This is a genomic window from Streptomyces sp. NPDC031225 (genome assembly GCF_055570355.1).
Genome location: NZ_JBVIHJ010000004.1, coordinates 417,648 through 438,357 on the forward strand (window position 1 = coordinate 417,648; position 20,710 = coordinate 438,357).

The following is a 20,710-nucleotide window of genomic DNA, read 5'->3' on the forward strand; positions in this document are numbered from 1 at the left end:
TGCGAGCGACGGCCCCTGTACCCGCCTGGGGGCGCGGGGAACTGCGCGACCAGCCACAACGAACCCGCAGGCACCCGACACCCGCCCGCCCCCTAATCCAGATAACCCCTCAGCTGGTCCGCAAAGGCGTGGTCCCGCAGCTTGTTCAGCGTCTTGGACTCGATCTGCCGTATCCGCTCCCGGGTGACCCCGAAGATGCGGCCGATCTCCTCCAGGGTGCGGGGCCGGCCGTCGGCCAACCCGTACCGCAGCTGCACGACCTTGCGTTCCCGTTCGCCCAGGGTCGACAGGACCGCCTCCAGGTGCTCCCTGAGCAGCAGGAACGCCGCCGACTCGACCGGTGATGCCGCGTCGCCGTCCTCGATGAGGTCGCCGAGGGCGACGTCGTCCTCCTCGCCCACCGGGGCGTGCAGCGACACCGGTTCCTGGGCAAGGCGCAGGACCTCGCTGACGCGTTCCGGGGCGAGGTCCAGGTGGGCGGCGACCTCTTCCGGGGTGGGTTCGTAGCCGCGTTCCTGGAGCATGCGGCGCTGGACGCGGATGACCCGGTTGATCAGTTCGACGACGTGGACCGGGACCCGGATCGTGCGGGCCTGGTCGGCGAGGGCCCGGGACATGGCCTGGCGGATCCACCAGGTGGCGTAGGTCGAGAACTTGTAGCCGCGGGCGTAGTCGAACTTCTCGACCGCCCGGATCAGGCCCAGGTTGCCCTCCTGCACCAGGTCGAGCATGGTCAGGCCGCGGCCGACGTACCGTTTGGCCACGGAGACGACCAGGCGCAGGTTCGCCTCGATGAGGCGGCGCTTGGCCATCCGGCCCAGGACGACAAGACGGTCCAGGTCGAGCGCCAACTGGCTGTCCAGATCAGGGGCGTTGCCCAGTTTCTCCTCGGCGAACAGACCGGCCTCGACGCGGCGGGCGAGGTCGACCTCCTCGGCCGCGGTGAGCAGCGGGATACGGCCGATCTCCCGCAGGTACTGGCGGAACAGGTCCGAGGACGGGCCGCCGGTCTCGGCACGGCCGCGGGGTGGTTCGGGGGGCTCGGCCGGCTCGGTCTCGACGGTTTCGAGCGCGTCGGCGGGCGGGGTGTCCGGCTCCGCCTCGGGGTGGTGCACGGCACGGTTCTGCGGGGGCACCGCGACGAGAACCTCGATCTCGGCGTCCGGTTCTGCCGTGTCGTCCGCACTGTTCTCGGTCTGTGTGAGGGTCTGGGTCTGCACGGGGGCGACCTCCAGGATGATCGCTGCCAAGGAGGACGGCAGCGGTACTTCGGGGGCGGAGTCGGCGGCCTCGCCGCTGTCCGTCCCGTACGCGATGAGCGGAACCGCGGGGGTCTGGGACCCGCTGGGGACGGATCGGCCGCGCTCCGAGGACTCAGGCACCGGAACCCAGTGTGGAGTACGACACATCGCCGCCACGAGGGGCGTGCGGTGACTTTTTGAGTCCGGTCCGTGACCGCGTGGTTACCGTCTCGGGCGCCCGGAAGCCCGCGCCCGTCCTGATCTGGAACGATCCGCGCGCGTCCGCTTGTTTGTACGAAACCCACGTGACGGTTCGGTACGACGGCACCGAGGGGAGCGGCCTCCGAGAACCCCTCAGAGAGCGGCGGCGCCGTGCTCCCGCAGGGCCTGGCTGTACTGCTGGAGGACCCACACCTCGTTCTGCACGGCGGCCAGGTGGGCCGGGTCGCCGCCGTTGCCGAGGCGGATAAGGGTGCCCTGGATCTCCTGGATGCGGCGGTCGACGGCGCGGCGGCGGACCTGGACGAGGACGTTGCTCGCGTACACGTCGTCGACGGTGCGCCGCATGATCGCCTCGACGGCCAGCTCCGTGACCATCGCGCGGACCACGTCGTCGGGGGCTGCCTCGCGGACCCGGACCAGGTAGTCCTGGGAGTCCTGTACGCCGTACTCGGCGCCGCCCGCGTCCATGATGGCCTGGCGTACGGCGGCGTAGGGGGCGGCGGTGAACTCGTCGATGCCGTACGCGTCGAAGGCCGGGGAGACCAGGTCGGGGCGCTGGAGGGCGAGCTTGAGCAGTTCGCGCTCGGTGGCGTAGACGGGGTTGCGCAGGGTGAGGGCGGGGCCGGAGACCGCGGGGCGGTGGGCTCCGTCGTACGACTGCTGCTGGCCGCGCCCCGAAGGCGCCGGGCCCTTGCCGCCGCGGTCGCGGGCCCAACGGGCCAGCTGGGCCACCCTCTTGACCACGAACTGGGTGTCGAGGATGCCGAGCATGCCGGCGAGCTGGACGGCGACCTCGTGCTGGGCGCCGCTGTTCTTGATGCGGGCGACGATGGGGGCGGCCTCGTCGAGGGCGGCGGCGCGGCCTGCGGGGGTGTCGAGGTCGTAGCGGACGACGATCTGGCGGAGCGCGAACTCGAAGAGCGGGGTGCGGGGTTCGACGAGGTCGGCGACCGCGTCGTCGCCCTTGGCCAGGCGCAGGTCGCAGGGGTCCATGCCGTCGGGGGCGATGGCGATGTAGGTCTCGGCGGCGAACTTCTGGTCGTCCTCGAAGGCTCGCAGGGCCGCCTTCTGGCCGGCCGAGTCGCCGTCGAAGGTGAAGATCACGCGAGCCGAGCCGTTGTCCATCAGCAGGCGGCGCAGGATCTTGATGTGGTCGCCGCCGAAGGCCGTGCCGCAGGTCGCGATCGCGGTCGTCACGCCGGCGAGATGGCAGGCCATGACGTCGGTGTAGCCCTCGACGACGACCGCGCGGGACACCTTGGCGATGTCCTTCTTCGCGAGGTCGATGCCGTAGAGGACCTGGGACTTCTTGTAGATCGCGGTGTCGGGCGTGTTGAGGTACTTCGGGCCGTTGTCCGCCTCGTAGAGCTTGCGGGCGCCGAAGCCGACGACCTCGCCGCCGATGTCGCGGATGGGCCACATCAGGCGGCCGCGGAAGCGGTCGATGGGGCCGCGGCGGCCCTCCTGGGAGAGGCCGGAGAGCAGGAGCTCCTTGTCGGTGAAGCCCTTGCCGCGCAGGTAGCGGGTGAGGTGGTCCCAGCCCTGGGGGCTGTAGCCGACGGAGAAGTGCGCGGCGGCGGCCTGGTCGAAGCCGCGCTCGGCGAGGAACTGGCGTCCGGCGTCGGCCTCCGCGTTGCCGGCCAGCTGCTCCATGTACCAGTCGGCGGCGATCTTGTGGGCCTCGACCAGGCGGATCCGCTCGCCGCGCTGGTGGGAGGGGTTGTAGCCGCCCTCCTCGTACCGCAGGGTGATGCCGGCCTGGGCGGCCAGGCGCTCGACCGCCTCGGAGAAGGTGAGGTGGTCGATCTTCATCACGAACGTGATGGTGTCGCCGCCCTCCTGGCATCCGAAGCAGTGGAAGAAACCCTTGCTCGGACTGACCTGGAAGGACGGCGACTTCTCGTCGTGGAACGGACACAGGCCCTTGAGGTTGCCACCGCCCGCGTTGCGCAGCTGGAGGTACTCGGACACCACGGCGTCGATCGGGACCGCGTCCCGAACCGCCTTCACGTCCTCGTCGTTGATCCGTCCTGCCACGTGGTGATTCTACGGGGCCGAACTGACACTCCTGGGGCGAGACGGCTTTCCGGCCGGGGGTCCGGGGGTCGCCCCCCGGGAATCACGGCACGGGGACGGACCGACGCCTAGGGGACGAGGCTTTCGAGGGGTACGTGCGGGTCCGCCAGCGACTCCGTGTCCACCCGGGTCCCCGATCGGATCAGTCCCTGAATGGGCTCCGTGACGTCCCACACATTGACGTTCATCCCGGCCAGCACGCGGCCCTCCTTGACCCAGAACGCGATGAACTCGCGCTTGCCCGCGTCTCCCCGGATCACCACTTCGTCGTACGAGCCCGGGGGCGCCCAGCCGCTGTACTCCATGCCCAGGTCGTACTGGTCGGAGAAGAAGTAGGGCACCCTGTCGTACGTCACCTGGCGGCCCAGCATCGCGCGCGCCGCCGCCGGGCCGCCGTTGAGGGCGTTCGCCCAGTGTTCGACGCGCAGCCGGTTGCCGAAGAGGGCGTGGTGGAAGGAGGCCACGTCGCCCGCCGCGTAGATGTCGGGGTCGGACGTGCGCAGTTGTCCGTCCACCGCGATCCCGCCGCCGTGGGCGCGGTCGGCCAGCTCCAGTCCCGCCGCCTCCGCGAGAGCGACGCGCGGGGCCGCGCCGACCGCCGCGAGGACGTCGTGCGCCGGGTGCTCCTCACCGTCGTCGGTACGGGCGGCCAGCACCATGCCGTCCTGGCCGACGATCTCGGTGAGCCGGGCGCCGAAGTGGAAGCGGACGCCGTGCTCGCGGTGCAGCTCGGCGAAGAGGTTGCCGAGTTCGGGGCCGAGCACGGAGTGCAGCGGGGTCGACAGGGGTTCGACGACGGTGACCTCGGCGCCGTACTCCCGGGCCGCCGCCGCGACCTCCAGGCCGATCCAGCCGGCGCCGGCGATCACGAGGTGGCCGTTGTCCCGGCCCAGGGTGGCCAGGACGCCCTTGAGGCGCTCGGCGTGGGCGAGGCGCCGCAGGTGGTGGACGCCGGCCAGGTCGGTGCCCGGGACGTCCAGGCGGCGGGGTTCGGCGCCGGTGGCGAGGAGCAGCTTGTCGTAGCGGACGACGGTGCCGTCCGCGCCGAAGCGGACCGTCTTCGCCGTACGGTCGACGGCGTCGACGGTCTCGCCGAGGTGCAGCTCGATGTCGTTGCGCGCGTACCAGGCGGGTTCGTGCACGAAGACGCTGTCGCGCTCCTCCTTGCCGAGGAGGTAGCCCTTGGAGAGCGGCGGACGCTCGTAGGGGTGGTCGCGTTCGTCGCAGATCAGTATCACGCGGCCGGTGAAGCCCTCCGTCCGGAGCGTCTCGGCCGCCTTCGCGCCGGCGAGACCTCCTCCCACGATGACAAACGTCTGATCCGCGTCGACCACTTGATGCCTCCTCGTAAAGGTGCCGCCACATGGGAGCGTCCCGCACGGAGTGTGATGGGGGAAGAGGGAGTGGCCCGATCAGGCCACGGAGGGTCACATTCAGGCACGTTTCCCGTCACTCCTGCACATGTGTTCTACACATGCCCCGTGAGTCGGGCGTGAAGCGAGCGGGCGGATGCGTCGGTGAGGGACGCGATCTGGTCGACGATCACTCGTTTGCGCGCGCGGTCGTCGGGCGCCCGGTCGAACAGCGCGCGGAACTGGGGGTCGAGGCCGTCCGGGGCGCGGACGGTGAGCGCTTCGGCGAGTTCGGCGACGACGATCCGCTGGTCGGCCCGCAGCAGCTCCTGCTCGGCGCGCTGCATGACGTACCGGTCGGCGACGGCCTTGAGGACCGCGCACTCCAGGCGGGCCTCGTGCGGTACGACGAGTTCGGCGCCGTACCGCGTGAGCCGCCCGGTGCCGTACCGCGCGCGTGTGGCGGTCTCCGCGGCGAGGCAGAAGCGGCCGATGAGCTGGCTGGTGGCGTCCTTGAGGCGGGCCTGGGCGACGGCCGAGCCGTCGTAGCCGTGCGGCCACCACTCCTGGTCCTGGAGGCGGTCGAGGGCGTCCGCGAGCTCCGCCGGGTCGGTGTCCGCGGGGACGTACCTGCCGCGGGCCACCTCGAAGACCTCGCGCCGTTCCGGCTCGGCGTGCAGGCAGTTGGGGTCGATGTGGCCCGCGTGCAGTCCGTCCTCGACGTCGTGCACCGAGTACGCCACGTCGTCGGCCCAGTCCATGACCTGGGCCTCGAAGGTGGTGCGGGTGCCGGGGGCGTCCTTGCGGATCCAGTCGAAGACGGGGCGGTCGTCCTCGTAGGCACCGAACTTCTGGGACGCCGGGTCGCTCGGGTGGGCCCCTCTGGACCAGGGGTACTTGGTGGCCGCGTCGAGGGTGGCGCGGGTGAGGTTGAGGCCCACGGAGCCTTCCTCGGTGAACCTCTTGGGCTCGATGCGGGTGAGGAGCCGCAGGGACTGGGCGTTGCCCTCGAAGCCGCCGCAGTCCTCCGCGAACTCGTTCAGCGCCTGTTCGCCGTTGTGGCCGAAGGGCGGGTGGCCGAGGTCGTGGGAGAGACAGGCGGCCTCCACGAGGTCGGGGTCGCAGCCGAGGGCCGCGCCGAGCTCCCGGCCGACCTGGGCGCACTCCAGGGAGTGGGTGAGGCGGGTGCGGGGGCTGGCGTCCCACTGGCTGTTGCGCTCGCCCGGTGTGACCACCTGGGTCTTGCCCGCGAGCCGTCTGAGCGCTGAGGAGTGCAGGACGCGGGCACGATCTCGTTGGAAGGCGGTGCGGCCTGGGCGCTTGTCGGGCTCCGGGGCCCAGCGTTCGGTTGACTGCGGGTCGTACAACATGTCTCGACAGTACGGGCAGGTACTGACAATCCGCGTATACGTCCGCCGGGTTCCGGACCACCGGGTTCCGGACCACCGGGGTCCGCGACGCCGGGGGCCCGGGCAGGGCTTACGCGGCTGTGGTCACCCGGGTCGCCAGGGACTGGCTGTACCGGTGGAGGATCAGGTCGGCCATCGCGGGGTGGGTGCCCAGCGGGGCCGCGGCGATCCAGGGTGCCTTCTCCGCGCACTGGGTCGCGAACAGGCCCGGGGCCGTGAAGTACGAGGCCACCGCCACCCGGTGACGGCCCCGTGCGGTCAGGGCGCGGACCGCCGTGTCCACCGTGGGGGTCGCCGCGGAGGCGTAGGCCGGGACGACCGGGACTCCCAGGCGGTCCGAGAGGAGTTGGGCCGTGCGGCGGGTGTCCGCCGCCGAGTCGGGGTCGCGGGAGCCCGCCGCCGCCAGGACCACGGCGCTGGTGCGGCGGGTTTCCTCGTCCGCCTCCGTGGGCCAGCCGGCCTCCACCAGGCGGGCGTGCAGGGTCTTCACGAGGAGGGGGTGCGGGCCCAGCGGTGCCGCCACACGCGTGCGTGCGCCGGCGGCGGCCGCCATCTGCGGGATGTCGCGCTTCACGTGGTAGCCGCGGGACAGGAGGAGCGGGACCAGGACCGCTTCCGCCGTCCCCAGGGACGCCAGCGTGTCCGGCAGCAACGGTTCGTTCAGCTCGATGTGGCCCAGGTGCACCGGCACGTCGGGGCGCTGCTCGCGGACCTGGTCCAGGAGTTCCATGACCGTGTCGAGGGTGCGCGGGTCGCGGCTGCCGTGGGCCACGACCACGAGCGCGGGCGGCTCGGGGCGGCGCCTGCCGTCGAGCTGGACGAGGCTCAGCTGACTGGAGAGCTGGCTGCTGATCCGGTTCATGATGTGCGCCGTACTGTCGAGGTGATCGCGAGCAGCTTTCGATTGACTCGTCGCCTTACTCGTCGCCGTCATGAACCGATGGTGACGGGCGGAGGTTGCCTTCCCGTTGCGCGGGAATGACGGGTGTTTTCCGGCGGTTCACCGTGGGGTGCAGGTGGTGTGTGAGGTCGCGTGACCTGCGACTTCACTGCACGAAGTGAGCCCGGTCACGTCGTCACAGGCGAACCGCGCGGCCCTGCGGTACGTCTTCCGGGGTCGAGGGCCGACCGGGGAGGGACCGTCCGATGCGACTGCCGAAGGCGCGAAGGCCACGTCTGCCACGCACGCGTACCGGGCAGCGACGGCTCGTGCAGGCCGTGGTCGCGGGCTGCGTGCTCGCCCTGCTGCCGAGCACCTGGATGTACGTCACGACGGGCGACCGGCTGCGTACGGCGGCCGACGCCCCGCGCACCGAGGTGGCGGTCGTCTTCGGCGCCGGACTGTGGGACGGCGAGCCCTCGCCGTATCTCGCCAACCGGCTCGACGCGGCGGCGAGGCTGTACCGGGCGGGCCGGATCGAGGTCGTACTCGTCACCGGCGACAACAGCCGCAAGGACTACGACGAGCCGGACGCCATGCGCGCCTACCTGACGCGGCACGGCGTCCCGGACGGGCGGATCGTCAGCGACTACGCCGGCTTCGACACCTGGGACTCCTGCGTCCGCGCCAGGAAGATCTTCGGTGTGCACAAAGCGGTGCTCATCAGCCAGGGGTTCCACATCCGGCGGGCCGTGGCGCTGTGCGAGGCGGCGGGCGTGACGTCGTACGGCATCGGTGTCGACGCCAGGCACGACGCCACCTGGTACTACGGCGGGACCCGGGAGATCTTCGCGGCGGGCAAGGCGGCCCTGGACGCGGCCTTCCAGCCGGCTCCGCGGTTCCTGGGGCCGAAGGAGGCGGGGGTGGCCGCCGCCCTGGCCTCGGCGCGCTGAACAGCGCCGAGCAGGGCTGAACAGCGCTGAGCAGGGCTGAACAGCGCTGAGCAGCACCGAGCAGCACCGAGCAGCACCGAGCAGGGCTGAGCAGGGCTGAGCAGCTGGGCGGGCCCGTGCCTCACCGTTACCGGGCGCCGGTGGGGAGGTCGCCGTGTTGGCCGCGTAACACGGAGCCGCCCCCGGCGTAACACGGCCGAAGCACGCTGAAAGGCATGCCGAACTCCGTGACGCCCACGCACTGCCCGTACTGCGCCCTGCAGTGCGGCATGAACCTCACCCCCGCTCCGGACGGGACCGTCGAGGTGAGTGAGCGCGCGGACTTCCCGGTGAACCGGGGCGCGCTGTGCGCCAAGGGCCGTACCGCGCCCGCGGTGCTCTCGTCCCGGGTGCGCCTGACCTCCCCGTTGGTGCGCTCCGGGGGCACACTCGTGCCCGCCACCTGGGACGAGGCACTGGACCGGATCGCCGGGGAGCTGTCCCGCACGCGCACGGAGCATGGCCCGGACGCGTGCGGGGTCTTCGGCGGGGGCGGCCTCACGAACGAGAAGGCGTACACGCTCGGCAAGTTCGCGCGCGTGGTGCTCGGCACCTCCCAGATCGACTACAACGGACGCTTCTGCATGTCGTCCGCGGCGGCCGGCGGGATGAAGGCGTTCGGCCTGGACCGGGGGCTGCCGTTCCCCCTGGAGGACATCCCGAAGTCGGGCTGTGTGATCCTCGTCGGTTCCAACCTCGCCGAGACCATGCCGCCTGCCCTGCGGTTCTTCACCGAACTCCGGGAGAACGGCGGCACGTTGATCGTCGTCGACCCGCGCCGCACCAAGACCGCCGAGCAGGCCGACCTGCACCTGATGCCGCGCCCCGGAACCGACCTCGCGCTGGCGCTCGGGCTCCTGCACCTGATCGTCGCCGACGGACTCGTCGACGAGGAGTACGTCCGTGAGCGCACGGTCGGCTGGGAGGACGCGCGAGCCGCCGCGATGGCCCACTGGCCGGAGTACGTCGAGCGGATCACGGGCGTTCCGGTGCCCCAACTCCGCGAGACCGTACGGCTGTTCTGCGAGCCCGAGGCCGCGATGGTTCTCACCGCGCGCGGGCCCGAGCAGCAGTCCAAGGGCACCGACACGGTGAGCGCGTGGATCAACCTGTGCCTGGCGACCGGGCGGGCGGGGCGCCCGCTGTCCGGGTACGGGTGTCTGACCGGGCAGGGCAACGGGCAGGGCGGGCGCGAACACGGCCAGAAGGCCGACCAGTTGCCCGGCTACCGCAAGCTGGACGATCCGGCGGCGCGGGCGCATGTCGCCGAGGTGTGGGGCGTGGACCCCGACTCGCTGCCGGGGCCCGGACGCAGTGCGTACGAGCTCCTCGACGCGCTCGGTACCGACATCAAGTCGCTGCTGCTGATGGGCTCCAACCCGGTGGTGTCGGCACCGCACGCCGCGCACATCGAGGAGCGGATCACGTCCCTCGACTTCCTCGCCGTCTGCGACGTCGTGCTGTCCGAGACGGCGGCCCTCGCGGACGTGGTCCTGCCGGTGACGCAGTGGGCCGAGGAGACCGGCACGACGACCAACCTGGAGGGGCGGGTGCTGCTGCGCCGACAGGCGATCACTCCCCCGGACGGCATCCGCAGCGACCTGGAGGTCATGCACGAGCTCGCCGCCCGCCTCGGTGTGGAGAAGGGCTTCCCGACCGACCCCGAGGAGGTCTTCGAGGAACTGCGCCGGGCGAGCGCGGGCGGCCCGGCCGACTACTCCGGAATCACCTACCACCGCCTGGCTGAGGAGAACGGGGTGTTCTGGCCGTGCCCGACGCCGGACGAGCGGGCCGGGGCGGGGAGCGGGGACGAGGGTCGGGGGGACGTCGACGGCCGGGGCGCGGGCGAGAGCCGGGACGGGAGCAGCGGCCGGGGCGAGACCGAAAGCGAGGCCCGGACCGAGGCCGTCGGCCGCGGGCCGCGCGGCGTCCATCCCGGAACTCCCCGGCTCTTCCTCGACCGTTTCGCCACCCCGGACGGGCGGGCCCGCTTCGTGCCCGTGTCGCACCGGGCGATCGCGGAGGAGCCCGACGAGGAGTACCCGGTGCTGCTGACGACCGGCCGGGTCGTGGCGCAGTACCAGTCGGGTGCGCAGACCCGTCGCGTGGACGAGCTGAACGCCGCCGCGCCGGGGCCGTTCGTCGAGCTGCACCCGCGGCTCGCGGAACGGCTCGGGGCGGCCGAGGGCGACCCGGTGGCCGTCGTGTCGCGGCGCGGGCGGGCCGTGGCACCGGCCCGCATCACGCTCGGCATCCGCCCGGACACCGTCTTCATGCCCTTCCACTGGTACGGCGAGGGCCGCGCCAACACCCTCACCAACCCGGCGCTGGACCCGACGTCGCGGATGCCGGAGTTCAAGGCGTGTGCGGTACGGCTGGAAACGGTCACGCCGTAGGCGCCGTACGGCTCAGCGGCGGGCCAGCCAGTCGCCGCTCTCGATCAGCGTGCCGCGCGCTCGCAGGCGGACGGCGACGGTGGGCGCGGCCACGTACACCCACGCGCGGACAGCCGTGCCGTCGGCCGTCCTGGTCACCTCACGCGTGACCCGTTCGTAGAGGTTGCGCGGGTTGCCGGGCGCGTACTCCTCCAACTCGTCGAGGGCGGCGAGCAGTTCGTCGTACTCCTCGGGGCGGGCGGTGACGAGGTCGCCGAGGACCGGTCCGCCGCCCGGTTCCTCGACGGCGTACGGGTAGCCGGGGCCGTCGTACAGCAGCGCGCCGGTCAGTCGGCCCGGCTGTTCGGAGCGGATGCGGCCGCGCAGGAGCAGGTCGTGGTTGGCCTCGCCGGGGCGGAGGGTGCCGTAGACGAAGAACGGGAGTCTCGCGGGGGTCACAGAAACGATTCTCTCCTCACACATACCTGCACGTGACGCGGTATGGACATGGCTTGTCATGACCTCTTAAATCTTCGTCAACGTCCGCGCCACCCCCACGCGCCCCGTTGGCGCCTTTCAGAGGAGACCGATGAGTCGGATACGGCCGTACGTCCGAGGTGCCCGTTCCCGTCGTCTCGCCACCGCCGGAGTGGCCGCCACCGCCGCCACCCTGCTTGCCGCCGCCCTCTCCCCCACCACCGCAGGCGCCGCCGACAGACCGACCAGGTCGACCGCGCTCGACAACGCGGCGTCGGTCCTCACCGACCGGGCCGCGGCACTGGGGCTCACCTCCGCCCAGAGCACGAAGGTCCGTGACGTGATCGTCGACGCCGACGGCACACAGCACGTCCGCTACGACCGTACCTACCGTCAACTCCCTGTTCTCGGCGGGGACTTCGTGGTCCACCTGGCACCGGACGGGGCGTACCGCAGCTCCTCCCGTGCGACGAGAAGCGCGATATCCCTGCCGAGCGTCACCCCGGCCCTCTCCGCCCCGAAGGCGGCCGACCTCGCCGCGAACGCCCTCAGGGCGGCCAACCTCGGCGAGACGCTGAAGAAGCTGACGGCCAAGCCGCAGCTGGTCGTCGACGCCCTGCACGGCGCGCCGAAACTGGCCTGGCAGACCAACGCTGCGGCCCAGGACTCGCTCGGCAACCCGGTGGCGCGCACGGTCCTCACGGACGCGCGGACGGGCGCGCAGATCGACGCGTGGGACAGCATCGAACAGGCGGCGGGCGACGGCAAGTCGCTGTACGGCGGGACGGTTCCGCTGCAGACGACGCTGTCGGGGTCGACGTACCAGCTGAAGGACGCGACGCGCGGAAACACGTACACCGGTGACGCGGCCAACAAGACCGACCTGTGCTTCCTGAACATCTGCTTCAGCCGGGCGCCCGCGACCCTCTTCACCGACGCCGACAACCACTGGGGAACGGGGGCGAGTTCGGACCGTTCCACCGCCGCGGTGGACGCCCAGTACGGCACCGACGTCACCTGGGACTACTACAAGAACGTCCACGGCCGCAACGGCATCGGCGGTGACGGCAAGGGCTCCTACAACCGCGTCCACTACGGCAACGCCTACAACAACGCCTTCTGGGACGACAGTTGCTTCTGCATGACGTACGGCGACGGTGACGGGACGCAGCTCGGTCCGCTGGTGTCGCTGGACGTGGCGGGCCACGAGATGTCGCACGGCGTGACGTCCAAGACGGCGGCGCTGACGTACTCGGGCGAGTCCGGTGGCCTCAACGAGGCGACCTCCGACATCTTCGGCACGCTGGTGGAGTTCTACGCGGGCAACTCCTCGGACACCGGCGACTACCTGATCGGCGAGAAGATCGTCCGCTCCGGCTTCGGACGCGACGCCCTGCGCTACATGGACAAGCCCTCCAAGGACGGCAACTCCGCCGACTCCTGGAGCAGTTCGGTGGGCAACCTCGACGTCCACTACTCCTCGGGCGTCGCGAACCACTTCGCGTTCCTGCTGGCCGAGGGCAGCGGTGCCAGGACGGTCAACGGCGTCAGCTACAACTCCCCCACGTCCAACGGCTCCACGCTCACCGGTATCGGCCGGGACAAGCTGGGCGCCATCTGGTACCGGGCGCTGACGGTCTACATGACGTCCTCGACGAACTACGCGGGGGCGCGAACGGCGACCCTCAACGCCGCGAAGGACCTCTACGGTGCAGGCAGCACGGAGTACAACGCGGTGGCGGCGGCCTGGAGCGCGGTGAACGTGAACTGACCTGCCGGGCAGGGATGTTGTGGTGCGGCCGCCTCGGATGCCGGGGCGGCCGCGTCCGGCCGGAGCGAGGAGGGCCCATGGATGGGGGCGATCCGCACATCCATGTCGAGGTGAAGGTGGTGCGCGGCGAGGCCGCCGTCCGCACCATGCTCGCGTCCACGTTCGGCCTGGCCGGAGACCTGCCGAGCGTCGTCGCCACCGGGTGCGGGGTGCGGGTGCCGTACGCCATGACCTCGCCGCAGCCCGGCAACGTGACCTGCCTGGCCTGCCGCGAGCACGCCTGCTCCGAGCATCTGCGCTTCGCCGACGAGATCGAGCGTCTCAGCCGACTGCCGGGCTCGTCCGTCGGCGCCACCGAGGCCCGCCGGGCCGCCGCACGGCATCGGGCGCTCGCGGATCGGTTCTCCGGCTCGGGCGGCTGACACACCGGGTCGGGGGCAGCCTCTGTCCGGCGGCGCCCCCGAGGCACGGGCACCTCACCCGCCGTACGGCCTGACCGCGCGTCCCTCCCTCAGGGTCCTTCCCCACCACACCAGTTGGTCCAGCATCGTCTTCGCCGCCGCGTCCGGGCCCGACGGGTCCTTCAGACGGCCGTCGGCGAAGGAGCCTCCCGCGTTGTGGAAGCTCACCGTGTCCCTGACCGTCACCGCGTGGAGTTCCGCGAAGACCTGGCGGAGGTGCTCCACCGCACGCAGGCCCCCCGAGACACCGCCGTACGAGACGAGCGCCACCGGCTTGGCCTGCCACTCCGTGAAGTGCCAGTCGACGAGGTTTTTCAGGCCGGCCGGGAAGGAGTGGTTGTACTCGGGGGTGAGGATCACGAAGGCGTCCGCCGACGCGAGGCCGGGGGTCACCGAGGAGAGCGCGGCGGTCGCCTCCGGGGTCGGGGCGAAGGTCATGGGCAGGTCGGTCTCGGCCACGTCGACGACCGTGGGGACCAGGTCGTCGCGCTCGCGCAGGTGCTCCAGGAGCCAGTCGGCGACGACGGGACCGAAGCGGCCGTGGCGGTTGCTGCCGATGACGAGAGTGACGTTGAGCGGGTCGGCGTCGGCCTTCGGTGCGGCGCCCGTGGTGAGGGCTGCGGTGTCGGTCGGTGAGGCCGTGTCGGTCGCCAGGGCCGTGGCCGTGTCGGTCCTCGCAGCTGTCTCGGTCTGCTGAGCTGTTTCGGTCTTCTGAGCTGTCTCGGTCTGCATGCGGCTCAGCCTCTTACCTCGACCTGAGTTGAGGTCAAGTGCCGATCGCCGTCCGTGGGTCACCCGTTCACACGCGCGCCCCGCGCTCTTCGGGTTCTCCTCGGCGGTACCCCCGCCATACGGCGATGACCTGCTGAAACTCCGGCCGCGACACTCGGCCGCGCATCGATCTGACACCCGTTCACCACATTTCTGACGTGCCCTCAGGAAGCGGGTTCGGCCCACTGCCACTTACCTCGACAGGAGAGGGAAACCGCCCGAGAGGTCGAAGGAGCACCATGCGCACCACCGCCCGCCTGCTGACCGGCAGCGCGCTCGCCGTCGCCGCCGCGGGTCTCGCCTGCGTGCCCGCCCACGCCGGTGACGCGAACGGCCTGGAGGTGTTCCCGTCCTCCGTCGTGCCGGGCGGGCAGGTCACCGTGAACACGACGGCGTGCGGAGACGGCGGTACGGCGACGGGGGACGCCGGCGCGGTGGGCGCCGGTGCCTTCACGCTGGCGCCCAGTACGCACGAGGGTGACGCGATCGGGCGGTTCCGGGTGCCGCCGAGCGCGCAGCCGGGGACGTACGAGATCGTCGCGACCTGCGCGGAGGGCGGCCGGCAGGTGGCCGGTGACCTGGTGGTGACGCTGACCTCGCAGCGTCAGCCGGTGCCCCCAAGGGGAAGTGTGAAGACGGGGGTCGGCGGCGCTCTTGGCCCCGATCCCGTGCAGACCGCGGCCGGCGTGGCGGCTCTCGCCGTCGCCGCCGCGGGCGGTACCTGGCTCCTGCATCGCCGGGCGAGAGGCGACGGGATCTGACGGACACCCTCCGCTGTCCGTCCGCCGGTACCGCATGTCCCCTCCCCTCCGGGCCCGACGCCCCTCGCGGCCCGGAGGGGGTGGGAGACCGGCCCGACCCCGGGCCGCCCGACTTCTGCGAGAAGAGGCTCTGTGCGCGGGTTCGGCAAGCTCAGGTTCCGCGACCGCGGCTTCGGCAAGCTCAGGCTCCGTGACCGCGGCTTCGGCAACCGCAAATTCGGCAACACCGCCATAGCGGGCGTCACCGTACTGGCCCTGTGCAGCGGTGCGTGGCTGCTCCACAACGGCGCCGAGACGCACGCCCCGCCGCAGCCGTCCGCCGCCCAGGCCCACTCCCCCGGAGCGGACACCCCCGGCCGCGATGGCTCGGGAGCCGCCGCGCCCGCCCTGCCGCCCTCCCCGCCCGACCGGGTCCGCATCCCCGCGATCCGCGTGGACGCGCCCCTGATGGGCCTGGCCCTCACCCGCAGCGGCAGCCTGGATGTGCCGCCGGCCGCGCGGGAGAACCTCGCCGGCTGGTACGAGGCCGGCACCACTCCCGGTGAGACGGGCACCGCGATCGTCGCCGGGCACGTCGACAACGCCGACGGTCCCGCCGTCTTCTACGACCTCGGCGCCCTGCGCAAGGGCAGCGCGATCGAGGTGGACCGGCGCGACGGCGGCGTCGCGGTGTTCACGGTGGACGCGGTCGAGGTGTACGACGCGAAGGACTTCCCCGACGAGAAGGTGTACGGAGCCGCGAAGAGGCCCGAGCTGCGGGTGATCACCTGCGGCGGGGGCTATTCACGCTCGACCGGTTACCGGGGGAACGTGGTGGTGTTCGCGCACCTCACGGGGAGCCGCTGACGACCGTGTCGGCGATGGTCCGTGCGCAGTCCCTGGACGCGGTCCGGGTGGTGTCGACCTCGATGTCGTAGAGCACGTCCCGGTGGACGGTCTCCGCCTGCTTCTCGGCCATCCCCCGTGCCCGGTCGCCCCGCGCGATCTCACGGCCCGCGGCGACCGCGGGCTCGCAGCGCACGCCGACCCACAGGACGTCCAGTCCGGCCAGGGCCCCGCGCCAGCGCTCCTGCGAGCGCGGACCGCCGAGGAAGACGTCGTCGACGATGACACGGGCGCCCGCGCGGGCCGTCGCGGCGATCCCGGCCGTCCAGGCCGCCTCCAGCCGCATGAAGTCCGCTCCGACGCTCACCCCGCCGTCCGCCGTGACCTCGATGCCCGTGTCCGACTCCTGGAGCGCCGGGGGCATGGAGTCGACGAAGTCGTCGATGCCGAAGGTCAGCCAGGGCTCCGGCAGCACGGCCTGGAGGGAGCGGGCGAGGGCCGACTTGCCGGAGCTGGAGCCGCCGTTGAGCACGATCACCTGAGTCGTCACCACGGCACAGTAGGGGAGCCGGGTCAGGGGCCCAACCGGTTTTCATCGCGGTGTGCCGAGGGTTCCGCCCCCGGACCAGGGGGACGTGCGCCCCGTCACACGGCGGCTGTGACGGAGATGCCGCCGAGAGCCGGCGCGGGACGGGTCGTAGACCATGCAGTGCGCCCTCACCGGCGCCGACGCCCGCATCCGGCGCGTCCTCACAGCAGGCACCGGCCGCCCGCTCCGAACCCTCACATCCGCTCCCGCCCCTTGCTGAGGGCAGCGTTCCTCGCGGGAAACAGAGGTGATGCGGTCGGGTAACACCCGCAACGCACGCTCCTGGACATGACCTCGAATACGCGTGTGGTGGTGATCGGCGCCGGGCTCGCGGGCGTCCGTCTCGCCCGGCGGCTCGGAGAGCTCGGCACGCCCGTGACGCTCATCGGTGAGGAGGAGCACCGCCCGTACAACCGGGTCCTCCTCGCCGAGGTGCTGGCGGGACGGTACACCCCGGACGTGATCGCCCTCCCGGCGCCGGCCGCGCTGACCCGTGCGCGGGTCGCCGGCATCGACCGGGGGGCACGGACCGTCGAGTGCGCGGACGGTTCGAAGATCGCATACGACCGGCTGGTTCTCGCCACCGGCTCGAACCCGGTGCTGCCGCCGCTGCGCGGTCTGTTCACCGCCGATCACGAGCTGCCGAAGGGGGTCCACGCCTTCCGCACCATGGACGACTGCCTGGGCCTGTCCGAGGCGGTCCGGCCGGGAGTGAAGGCGGTCGTGATCGGCGGCGGCCTCCTCGGGGTCTCCGCGGCCCGCGCGCTCGCCCAGCGCGGCGCCCAGGTGATCCTCGCCCAGCAGTCCGAGCGGCTGATGGAGCGCCAGCTCGACCCGAGCGCCTCCAAGCTCGTCCGGCGCCACCTCGGCGACCTCGGCGTCGAGGTCCACACCGACCTGCGGGTGCGTGACGTGCGCTGCGTCGGCGGCGCGGTCCGCTCGGTCGAGATGGCCGACGGATACGCCCTCGACGCCCAGATCGTGGTCCTGGCCTGCGGGGTCCACCCCCGTGTCGGTCTCGCGCAGACCGCGGGCCTGGAGGTGCGCAAGGGCATCGTCGTGGACGACGAACTGCGCACGTCCGACCCGTACATCCACGCCATCGGCGACTGCGCCCAGCACGACGGCACCGTCTACGGCCTCGCCACCCCGGCCATCGAACAGGCCGACGTGCTCGCCGAGTTGCTGGCGGTCGGCTCCGGAAACCAGGGCGCCCGCTACACCGGCACCCGTTCACTGACCCGGCTCACGCTTCCCGGACAGAGCGCCTTCGACCTGGCGGCGTTCGGCGAGACCGAAGCGCTCCCGGGCGACGACGTCGTCCAGCTCGCGGACGCCACCCGCGGCACCTACCGCAAGGTCGTCGTCCGCGACGACCGCCTGGTCGGCGGGGTCCTCGTCGGCGAACTCGGCACCGTCGGCGCGCTCGCCCGCGCCTGGGAGGGAGCAGAGCCGCTCCCCTCCGACGGCGGACCGCTGCTCCACCTGCTCACCAACGATGGAGGCTCCTGATGACCACCGCCCCGGAGGCCACGGAGGCCACCCCCACGATCGTGCTCGTCGGCCACGGCATGGTCGGCCAGCGCTTCCTGGAGGCGCTCGCCGAGCGCGGCCTGACCGCCACGCACCGCGTGGTCGTGCTCTGTGAGGAGCCGCGTCCCGCCTACGACCGCGTCGCGCTCACCTCGTACTTCTCGGGCCGGACACCCGAGGAACTCTCGCTGACGGACCTGGAGTTCATCGAGACGCACGGCATCGAGCTGTACGTCGGCGACCCCGCCGTGACGATCGACCGCGAGGCGAGGACCGTCACCGCCAAGTCCGGGCAGGTCTTCGCGTACGAGACCCTCGTCCTCGCCACCGGGTCGTACCCGTTCGTGCCGCCGGTCCCCAACAAGGACGCCGAGGGCTGCTTCGTCTACCGGACCATCGAGGACCTCCTCGCCATCGAGGAGTACGCGAAGACCCGGACCACCGGTGCCGTGGTCGGCGGCGGTCTGCTCGGACTTGAGGCGGCCGGTGCACTGAAGGGGCTCGGACTCACCTCGCACATCGTGGAGTTCGCGCCGCGGCTGATGCCGGTGCAGGTCGACGACGGCGGTGGTGCGGCGCTGCTGCGCACCATCGAGGAGATGGGCCTGAGCGTCCACACGGGTGTGGGCACGCAGGAGATCGTGGTCGACGAGGCCGGTGCCGTCACCGGGATGAAGCTCTCCGACGGTTCCGAACTCGCCACCGACCTGGTGGTGTTCAGCGCCGGTGTCCGCCCCCGCGACCAGCTGGCCCGCGAGTCCGGCCTCACGGTCGGTGAGCGCGGCGGCATCGCGGTCGACGAGCAGTGCCGTACGGTCTCGGACCCGCACGTGTTCGCGATCGGCGAGTGCGCGCTGGCCTCCGACGGCCGGGTGTACGGCCTGGTCGCGCCCGGTTACGAGCAGGCCGAGACGGCCGCGGCGACCATCGCCTCCGACGAGGCGGCCTTCCTGGGCGCCGACCTGTCGACCAAGCTGAAGCTGCTCGGCGTGGACGTCGCCTCCTTCGGTGACGCGCACGGCGCGACCGCGGACTGCCTGGACGTCGTCTACTCCGACTCCCGCTCGGGCCTGTACAAGAAGCTGGTCATCGGCCGGGACGGCACGCTGCTCGGCGGCATCCTGGTTGGTGACGCGGAGGCGTACGGCACGCTGAAGGCGTTCACCGGGTCCGTCCCGCCGGTCTCGCCCGAGTCGCTGGTGCTGCCCGCCGGAGCCGGCGAGTCCGTCCAGCTGGGTCCGACCGCGCTGCCGGACGACGCGATCATCTGCTCCTGCAACAACGTCCGCAAGGGCACGATCCGCGGCGCGGTCACCGAGCACAACTGCACCACCGTGCCCGAGGTGAAGAAGTGCACCAAGGCCGGTACGACGTGCGGCAGTTGCGTCAAGGTCCTCGGCCAGCTGGTCACCGCCGAGCTGGAGGCGTCCGGCGTCGAGGTCGACAAGGGCCTGTGCGGCTGCTTCGCGCAGACCCGCGAGGAGCTCTACGAGATCGTCCTCGCCCTGCGCATCAACACCTACCAGGACCTCCTGGACCGCTACGGCCGCGACGACGCCAAGGGCGGTGACGGCTGCGACATCTGCAAGCCGGCGGTCGCCTCGATCATCGCCTCCCTGGCCCCGACCATCGGCGCCAGCGGCTACGTCCTGGACGGCGAGCAGGCGGCGCTCCAGGAGACCAACGACCACTTCCTCGCCAACCTCCAGAAGAACGGCTCGTACTCGGTCGTCCCGCGCATCCCCGGCGGTGAGATCACCCCCGAGGGCCTCATCGTGATCGGTGAGATCGCCCGTGACTTCGGCCTCTACACGAAGATCACCGGTGGCCAGCGGATCGACATGTTCGGCGCCCGCGTCGAACAACTCCCGCTGATCTGGACCCGGTTGGTCGACGCGGGCTTCGAGTCCGGCCACGCCTACGGCAAGTCCCTGCGCACGGTGAAGTCCTGCGTCGGCCAGACCTGGTGCCGCTACGGCGTCCAGGACTCGGTCCGCATGGCGATCGACCTGGAGCTGCGCTACCGGGGGCTCAGGTCGCCGCACAAGCTCAAGTCGGCGGTCTCCGGCTGCGCCCGCGAGTGCGCCGAGGCCCAGTCGAAGGACTTCGGCGTCATCGCCACCGCGAGCGGCTGGAACCTGTACGTGGGCGGCAACGGCGGCGCCACCCCGCGCCACGCGGACCTGCTCGCGCAGGACCTTTCCGACGCCGAACTGATCAGGCTCATCGACCGGTTCCTGATGTTCTACATCCGCACCGCCGACCGCCTGGAGCGCACCTCGACCTGGCTGGAGCGCATCCCGGGCGGCCTGGACCACATCCGTGACGTGGTCGTGGAGGACTCCCTCGGCATCTGCGAGGAGCTGGAGTCCCTGATGACGGACCACGTCGCGCACTACGCCGACGAGTGGGCGACCACCATCAACGACCCCGAGAAGCTGGCCCGGTTCGTGTCCTTCGTGAACGCGCCGGACACCCCCGACCCGGTCGTCGGCTTCGTGCCCGAGCGCGACCAGATCAAGCCCGACCTGCCGCTGCTGACCATCGGCCACCGCCCCCTGGAAGGAAGCGCCCAGCGATGACTCTGGCACCCGAGACGACCGACCTGAAGATCGAACTCCACCTGGACGGCGACTGGTTCGCGGTCTGCGAGCTGACCCGGCTGCTCCCCGGCCGTGGAGTGGCGGCGCTGCTGCCCGACGGCCGTCAGGCCGCCCTCTTCCGCGACCGCGCCGGCGCCCTGTACGCCATCGACAACCGCGACCCGTTCGGCGGTGCGGCGGTTCTCTCCCGCGGCCTGACCGGCACCCACCAGGGCCGCCCGTTCGTCGCCTCTCCCCTGCTGAAGCAGCGCTTCGACCTGGAGACCGGGCAGTGCCTGGACGACGAGTCGGTGCGGGTGGCCACGTACGAGGTGCGGGCCGCATAGGAAGGTTTCTTGACCGTTCGTTCTCGATGGACCTAGGCTGCGGCAC

General features: G+C 71.7%; 17 protein-coding genes. 9 read left to right on the top strand and 8 right to left on the bottom strand.

Going from position 1 to position 20,710, the window contains the following annotated elements:
* Positions 1 to 92 precede the first annotated feature (92 nt).
* The 5 genes from ACZ48Z_RS09420 to ACZ48Z_RS09440 all read right to left on the bottom strand — a co-directional run bounded on the left by ACZ48Z_RS09420 (position 93) and on the right by ACZ48Z_RS09440 (position 7,234).
* Complete coding sequence (locus ACZ48Z_RS09420) at positions 93 to 1,382, bottom strand: RNA polymerase sigma factor (RefSeq protein WP_468735195.1); 1,290 nt, start codon at positions 1,380 to 1,382, stop codon at positions 93 to 95.
* 213 nt (positions 1,383 to 1,595) lie between these two features.
* Positions 1,596 to 3,500, bottom strand: a complete 1,905-nt coding sequence (gene dnaG, locus ACZ48Z_RS09425; protein WP_468735196.1) for a DNA primase — start codon at positions 3,498 to 3,500, stop codon at positions 1,596 to 1,598.
* Positions 3,501 to 3,607: 107 nt separating this feature from the next.
* Positions 3,608 to 4,873, bottom strand: a complete 1,266-nt coding sequence (locus ACZ48Z_RS09430; RefSeq protein ID WP_468735197.1) for an NAD(P)/FAD-dependent oxidoreductase — start codon at positions 4,871 to 4,873, stop codon at positions 3,608 to 3,610.
* 134 nt (positions 4,874 to 5,007) lie between these two features.
* Positions 5,008 to 6,261 (bottom strand): deoxyguanosinetriphosphate triphosphohydrolase, encoded by a 1,254-nt coding sequence (locus tag ACZ48Z_RS09435; RefSeq protein ID WP_468735198.1) that lies wholly within the window; start codon positions 6,259 to 6,261, stop codon positions 5,008 to 5,010.
* Positions 6,262 to 6,370: 109 nt separating this feature from the next.
* On the bottom strand, positions 6,371 to 7,234 hold the full coding sequence (locus tag ACZ48Z_RS09440; protein WP_468735199.1) for a sirohydrochlorin chelatase: 864 nt from the start codon (positions 7,232 to 7,234) through the stop codon (positions 6,371 to 6,373).
* A gap of 212 nt (positions 7,235 to 7,446) precedes the next feature.
* Between ACZ48Z_RS09440 and ACZ48Z_RS09445 the strand changes: the two genes are divergently transcribed.
* Positions 7,447 to 8,133 (top strand): SanA/YdcF family protein, encoded by a 687-nt coding sequence (locus tag ACZ48Z_RS09445; RefSeq protein ID WP_468735200.1) that lies wholly within the window; start codon positions 7,447 to 7,449, stop codon positions 8,131 to 8,133.
* Positions 8,134 to 8,348: 215 nt separating this feature from the next.
* Complete coding sequence (locus tag ACZ48Z_RS09450; protein WP_468735201.1) at positions 8,349 to 10,568, top strand: molybdopterin oxidoreductase family protein; 2,220 nt, start codon at positions 8,349 to 8,351, stop codon at positions 10,566 to 10,568.
* 12 nt (positions 10,569 to 10,580) lie between these two features.
* Here the strand turns inward: ACZ48Z_RS09450 and ACZ48Z_RS09455 are convergent, their stop codons facing one another.
* Positions 10,581 to 11,006 carry a gamma-glutamylcyclotransferase family protein gene (locus ACZ48Z_RS09455; protein ID WP_468735202.1) on the bottom strand — a complete coding sequence of 142 codons (426 nt, stop codon included), beginning with the start codon at positions 11,004 to 11,006 and terminating at the stop codon, positions 10,581 to 10,583.
* Between the two features lie 130 nt (positions 11,007 to 11,136).
* Between ACZ48Z_RS09455 and ACZ48Z_RS09460 the strand changes: the two genes are divergently transcribed.
* Both ACZ48Z_RS09460 and ACZ48Z_RS09465 read left to right on the top strand, forming a co-directional pair.
* Positions 11,137 to 12,795 (top strand): M4 family metallopeptidase, encoded by a 1,659-nt coding sequence (locus tag ACZ48Z_RS09460; protein WP_468735203.1) that lies wholly within the window; start codon positions 11,137 to 11,139, stop codon positions 12,793 to 12,795.
* A 77-nt stretch (positions 12,796 to 12,872) separates the two neighbouring features.
* Positions 12,873 to 13,217, top strand: a complete 345-nt coding sequence (locus ACZ48Z_RS09465) for a hypothetical protein (protein WP_468735204.1) — start codon at positions 12,873 to 12,875, stop codon at positions 13,215 to 13,217.
* A gap of 54 nt (positions 13,218 to 13,271) precedes the next feature.
* Here the strand turns inward: ACZ48Z_RS09465 and ACZ48Z_RS09470 are convergent, their stop codons facing one another.
* The gene (locus ACZ48Z_RS09470; RefSeq protein ID WP_468735205.1) at positions 13,272 to 13,988 is read right to left on the bottom strand and encodes an NADPH-dependent FMN reductase; all 717 of its coding nucleotides are present in this window, start codon (positions 13,986 to 13,988) and stop codon (positions 13,272 to 13,274) included.
* A gap of 278 nt (positions 13,989 to 14,266) precedes the next feature.
* Between ACZ48Z_RS09470 and ACZ48Z_RS09475 the strand changes: the two genes are divergently transcribed.
* Both ACZ48Z_RS09475 and ACZ48Z_RS09480 read left to right on the top strand, forming a co-directional pair.
* Positions 14,267 to 14,788 carry a hypothetical protein gene (locus ACZ48Z_RS09475; RefSeq protein WP_468735206.1) on the top strand — a complete coding sequence of 174 codons (522 nt, stop codon included), beginning with the start codon at positions 14,267 to 14,269 and terminating at the stop codon, positions 14,786 to 14,788.
* A gap of 231 nt (positions 14,789 to 15,019) precedes the next feature.
* Complete coding sequence (locus tag ACZ48Z_RS09480; RefSeq protein WP_468735246.1) at positions 15,020 to 15,634, top strand: class F sortase; 615 nt, start codon at positions 15,020 to 15,022, stop codon at positions 15,632 to 15,634.
* Here the strand turns inward: ACZ48Z_RS09480 and cpt are convergent.
* On the bottom strand, positions 15,618 to 16,163 hold the full coding sequence (gene cpt, locus ACZ48Z_RS09485; RefSeq protein WP_468735207.1) for a chloramphenicol phosphotransferase CPT: 546 nt from the start codon (positions 16,161 to 16,163) through the stop codon (positions 15,618 to 15,620). The genes ACZ48Z_RS09480 and cpt overlap by 17 nt on opposite strands.
* A gap of 327 nt (positions 16,164 to 16,490) precedes the next feature.
* Here cpt and ACZ48Z_RS09490 point away from each other — a divergent pair, with 327 nt between their 5' ends.
* Genes ACZ48Z_RS09490 through nirD form a run of 3 tightly spaced genes read left to right on the top strand, consistent with a single transcriptional unit; the run spans position 16,491 to position 20,664 of the window.
* Positions 16,491 to 17,714 (top strand): NAD(P)/FAD-dependent oxidoreductase, encoded by a 1,224-nt coding sequence (locus ACZ48Z_RS09490; protein ID WP_468735208.1) that lies wholly within the window; start codon positions 16,491 to 16,493, stop codon positions 17,712 to 17,714.
* The gene (gene nirB / locus ACZ48Z_RS09495) at positions 17,714 to 20,317 is read left to right on the top strand and encodes a nitrite reductase large subunit NirB (RefSeq protein WP_468735209.1); all 2,604 of its coding nucleotides are present in this window, start codon (positions 17,714 to 17,716) and stop codon (positions 20,315 to 20,317) included. Before ACZ48Z_RS09490 ends, nirB begins: the two co-directional genes overlap by 1 nt.
* On the top strand, positions 20,314 to 20,664 hold the full coding sequence (gene nirD, locus ACZ48Z_RS09500; protein WP_389105499.1) for a nitrite reductase small subunit NirD: 351 nt from the start codon (positions 20,314 to 20,316) through the stop codon (positions 20,662 to 20,664). The genes nirB and nirD overlap by 4 nt, the downstream gene beginning before the upstream one ends.
* The last annotated feature ends 46 nt before the right edge of the window (positions 20,665 to 20,710 follow it).

Coding starts and splice junctions, on each gene's coding strand:
- ACZ48Z_RS09435 (WP_468735198.1), bottom strand. CDS start 6,261: ATGTTGTACGACCCGCAGTCAACCGAACGCTGGGCCCCGGAGCCCGAC.
- ACZ48Z_RS09440 (WP_468735199.1), bottom strand. CDS start 7,234: ATGACGGCGACGAGTAAGGCGACGAGTCAATCGAAAGCTGCTCGCGAT.
- ACZ48Z_RS09445 (WP_468735200.1), top strand. CDS start 7,447: ATGCGACTGCCGAAGGCGCGAAGGCCACGTCTGCCACGCACGCGTACC.
- ACZ48Z_RS09450 (WP_468735201.1), top strand. CDS start 8,349: ATGCCGAACTCCGTGACGCCCACGCACTGCCCGTACTGCGCCCTGCAG.
- ACZ48Z_RS09460 (WP_468735203.1), top strand. CDS start 11,137: ATGAGTCGGATACGGCCGTACGTCCGAGGTGCCCGTTCCCGTCGTCTC.
- ACZ48Z_RS09465 (WP_468735204.1), top strand. CDS start 12,873: ATGGATGGGGGCGATCCGCACATCCATGTCGAGGTGAAGGTGGTGCGC.
- ACZ48Z_RS09470 (WP_468735205.1), bottom strand. CDS start 13,988: ATGCAGACCGAGACAGCTCAGAAGACCGAAACAGCTCAGCAGACCGAG.
- ACZ48Z_RS09475 (WP_468735206.1), top strand. CDS start 14,267: ATGCGCACCACCGCCCGCCTGCTGACCGGCAGCGCGCTCGCCGTCGCC.
- ACZ48Z_RS09490 (WP_468735208.1), top strand. CDS start 16,491: ATGACCTCGAATACGCGTGTGGTGGTGATCGGCGCCGGGCTCGCGGGC.
- nirB (WP_468735209.1), top strand. CDS start 17,714: ATGACCACCGCCCCGGAGGCCACGGAGGCCACCCCCACGATCGTGCTC.
- nirD (WP_389105499.1), top strand. CDS start 20,314: ATGACTCTGGCACCCGAGACGACCGACCTGAAGATCGAACTCCACCTG.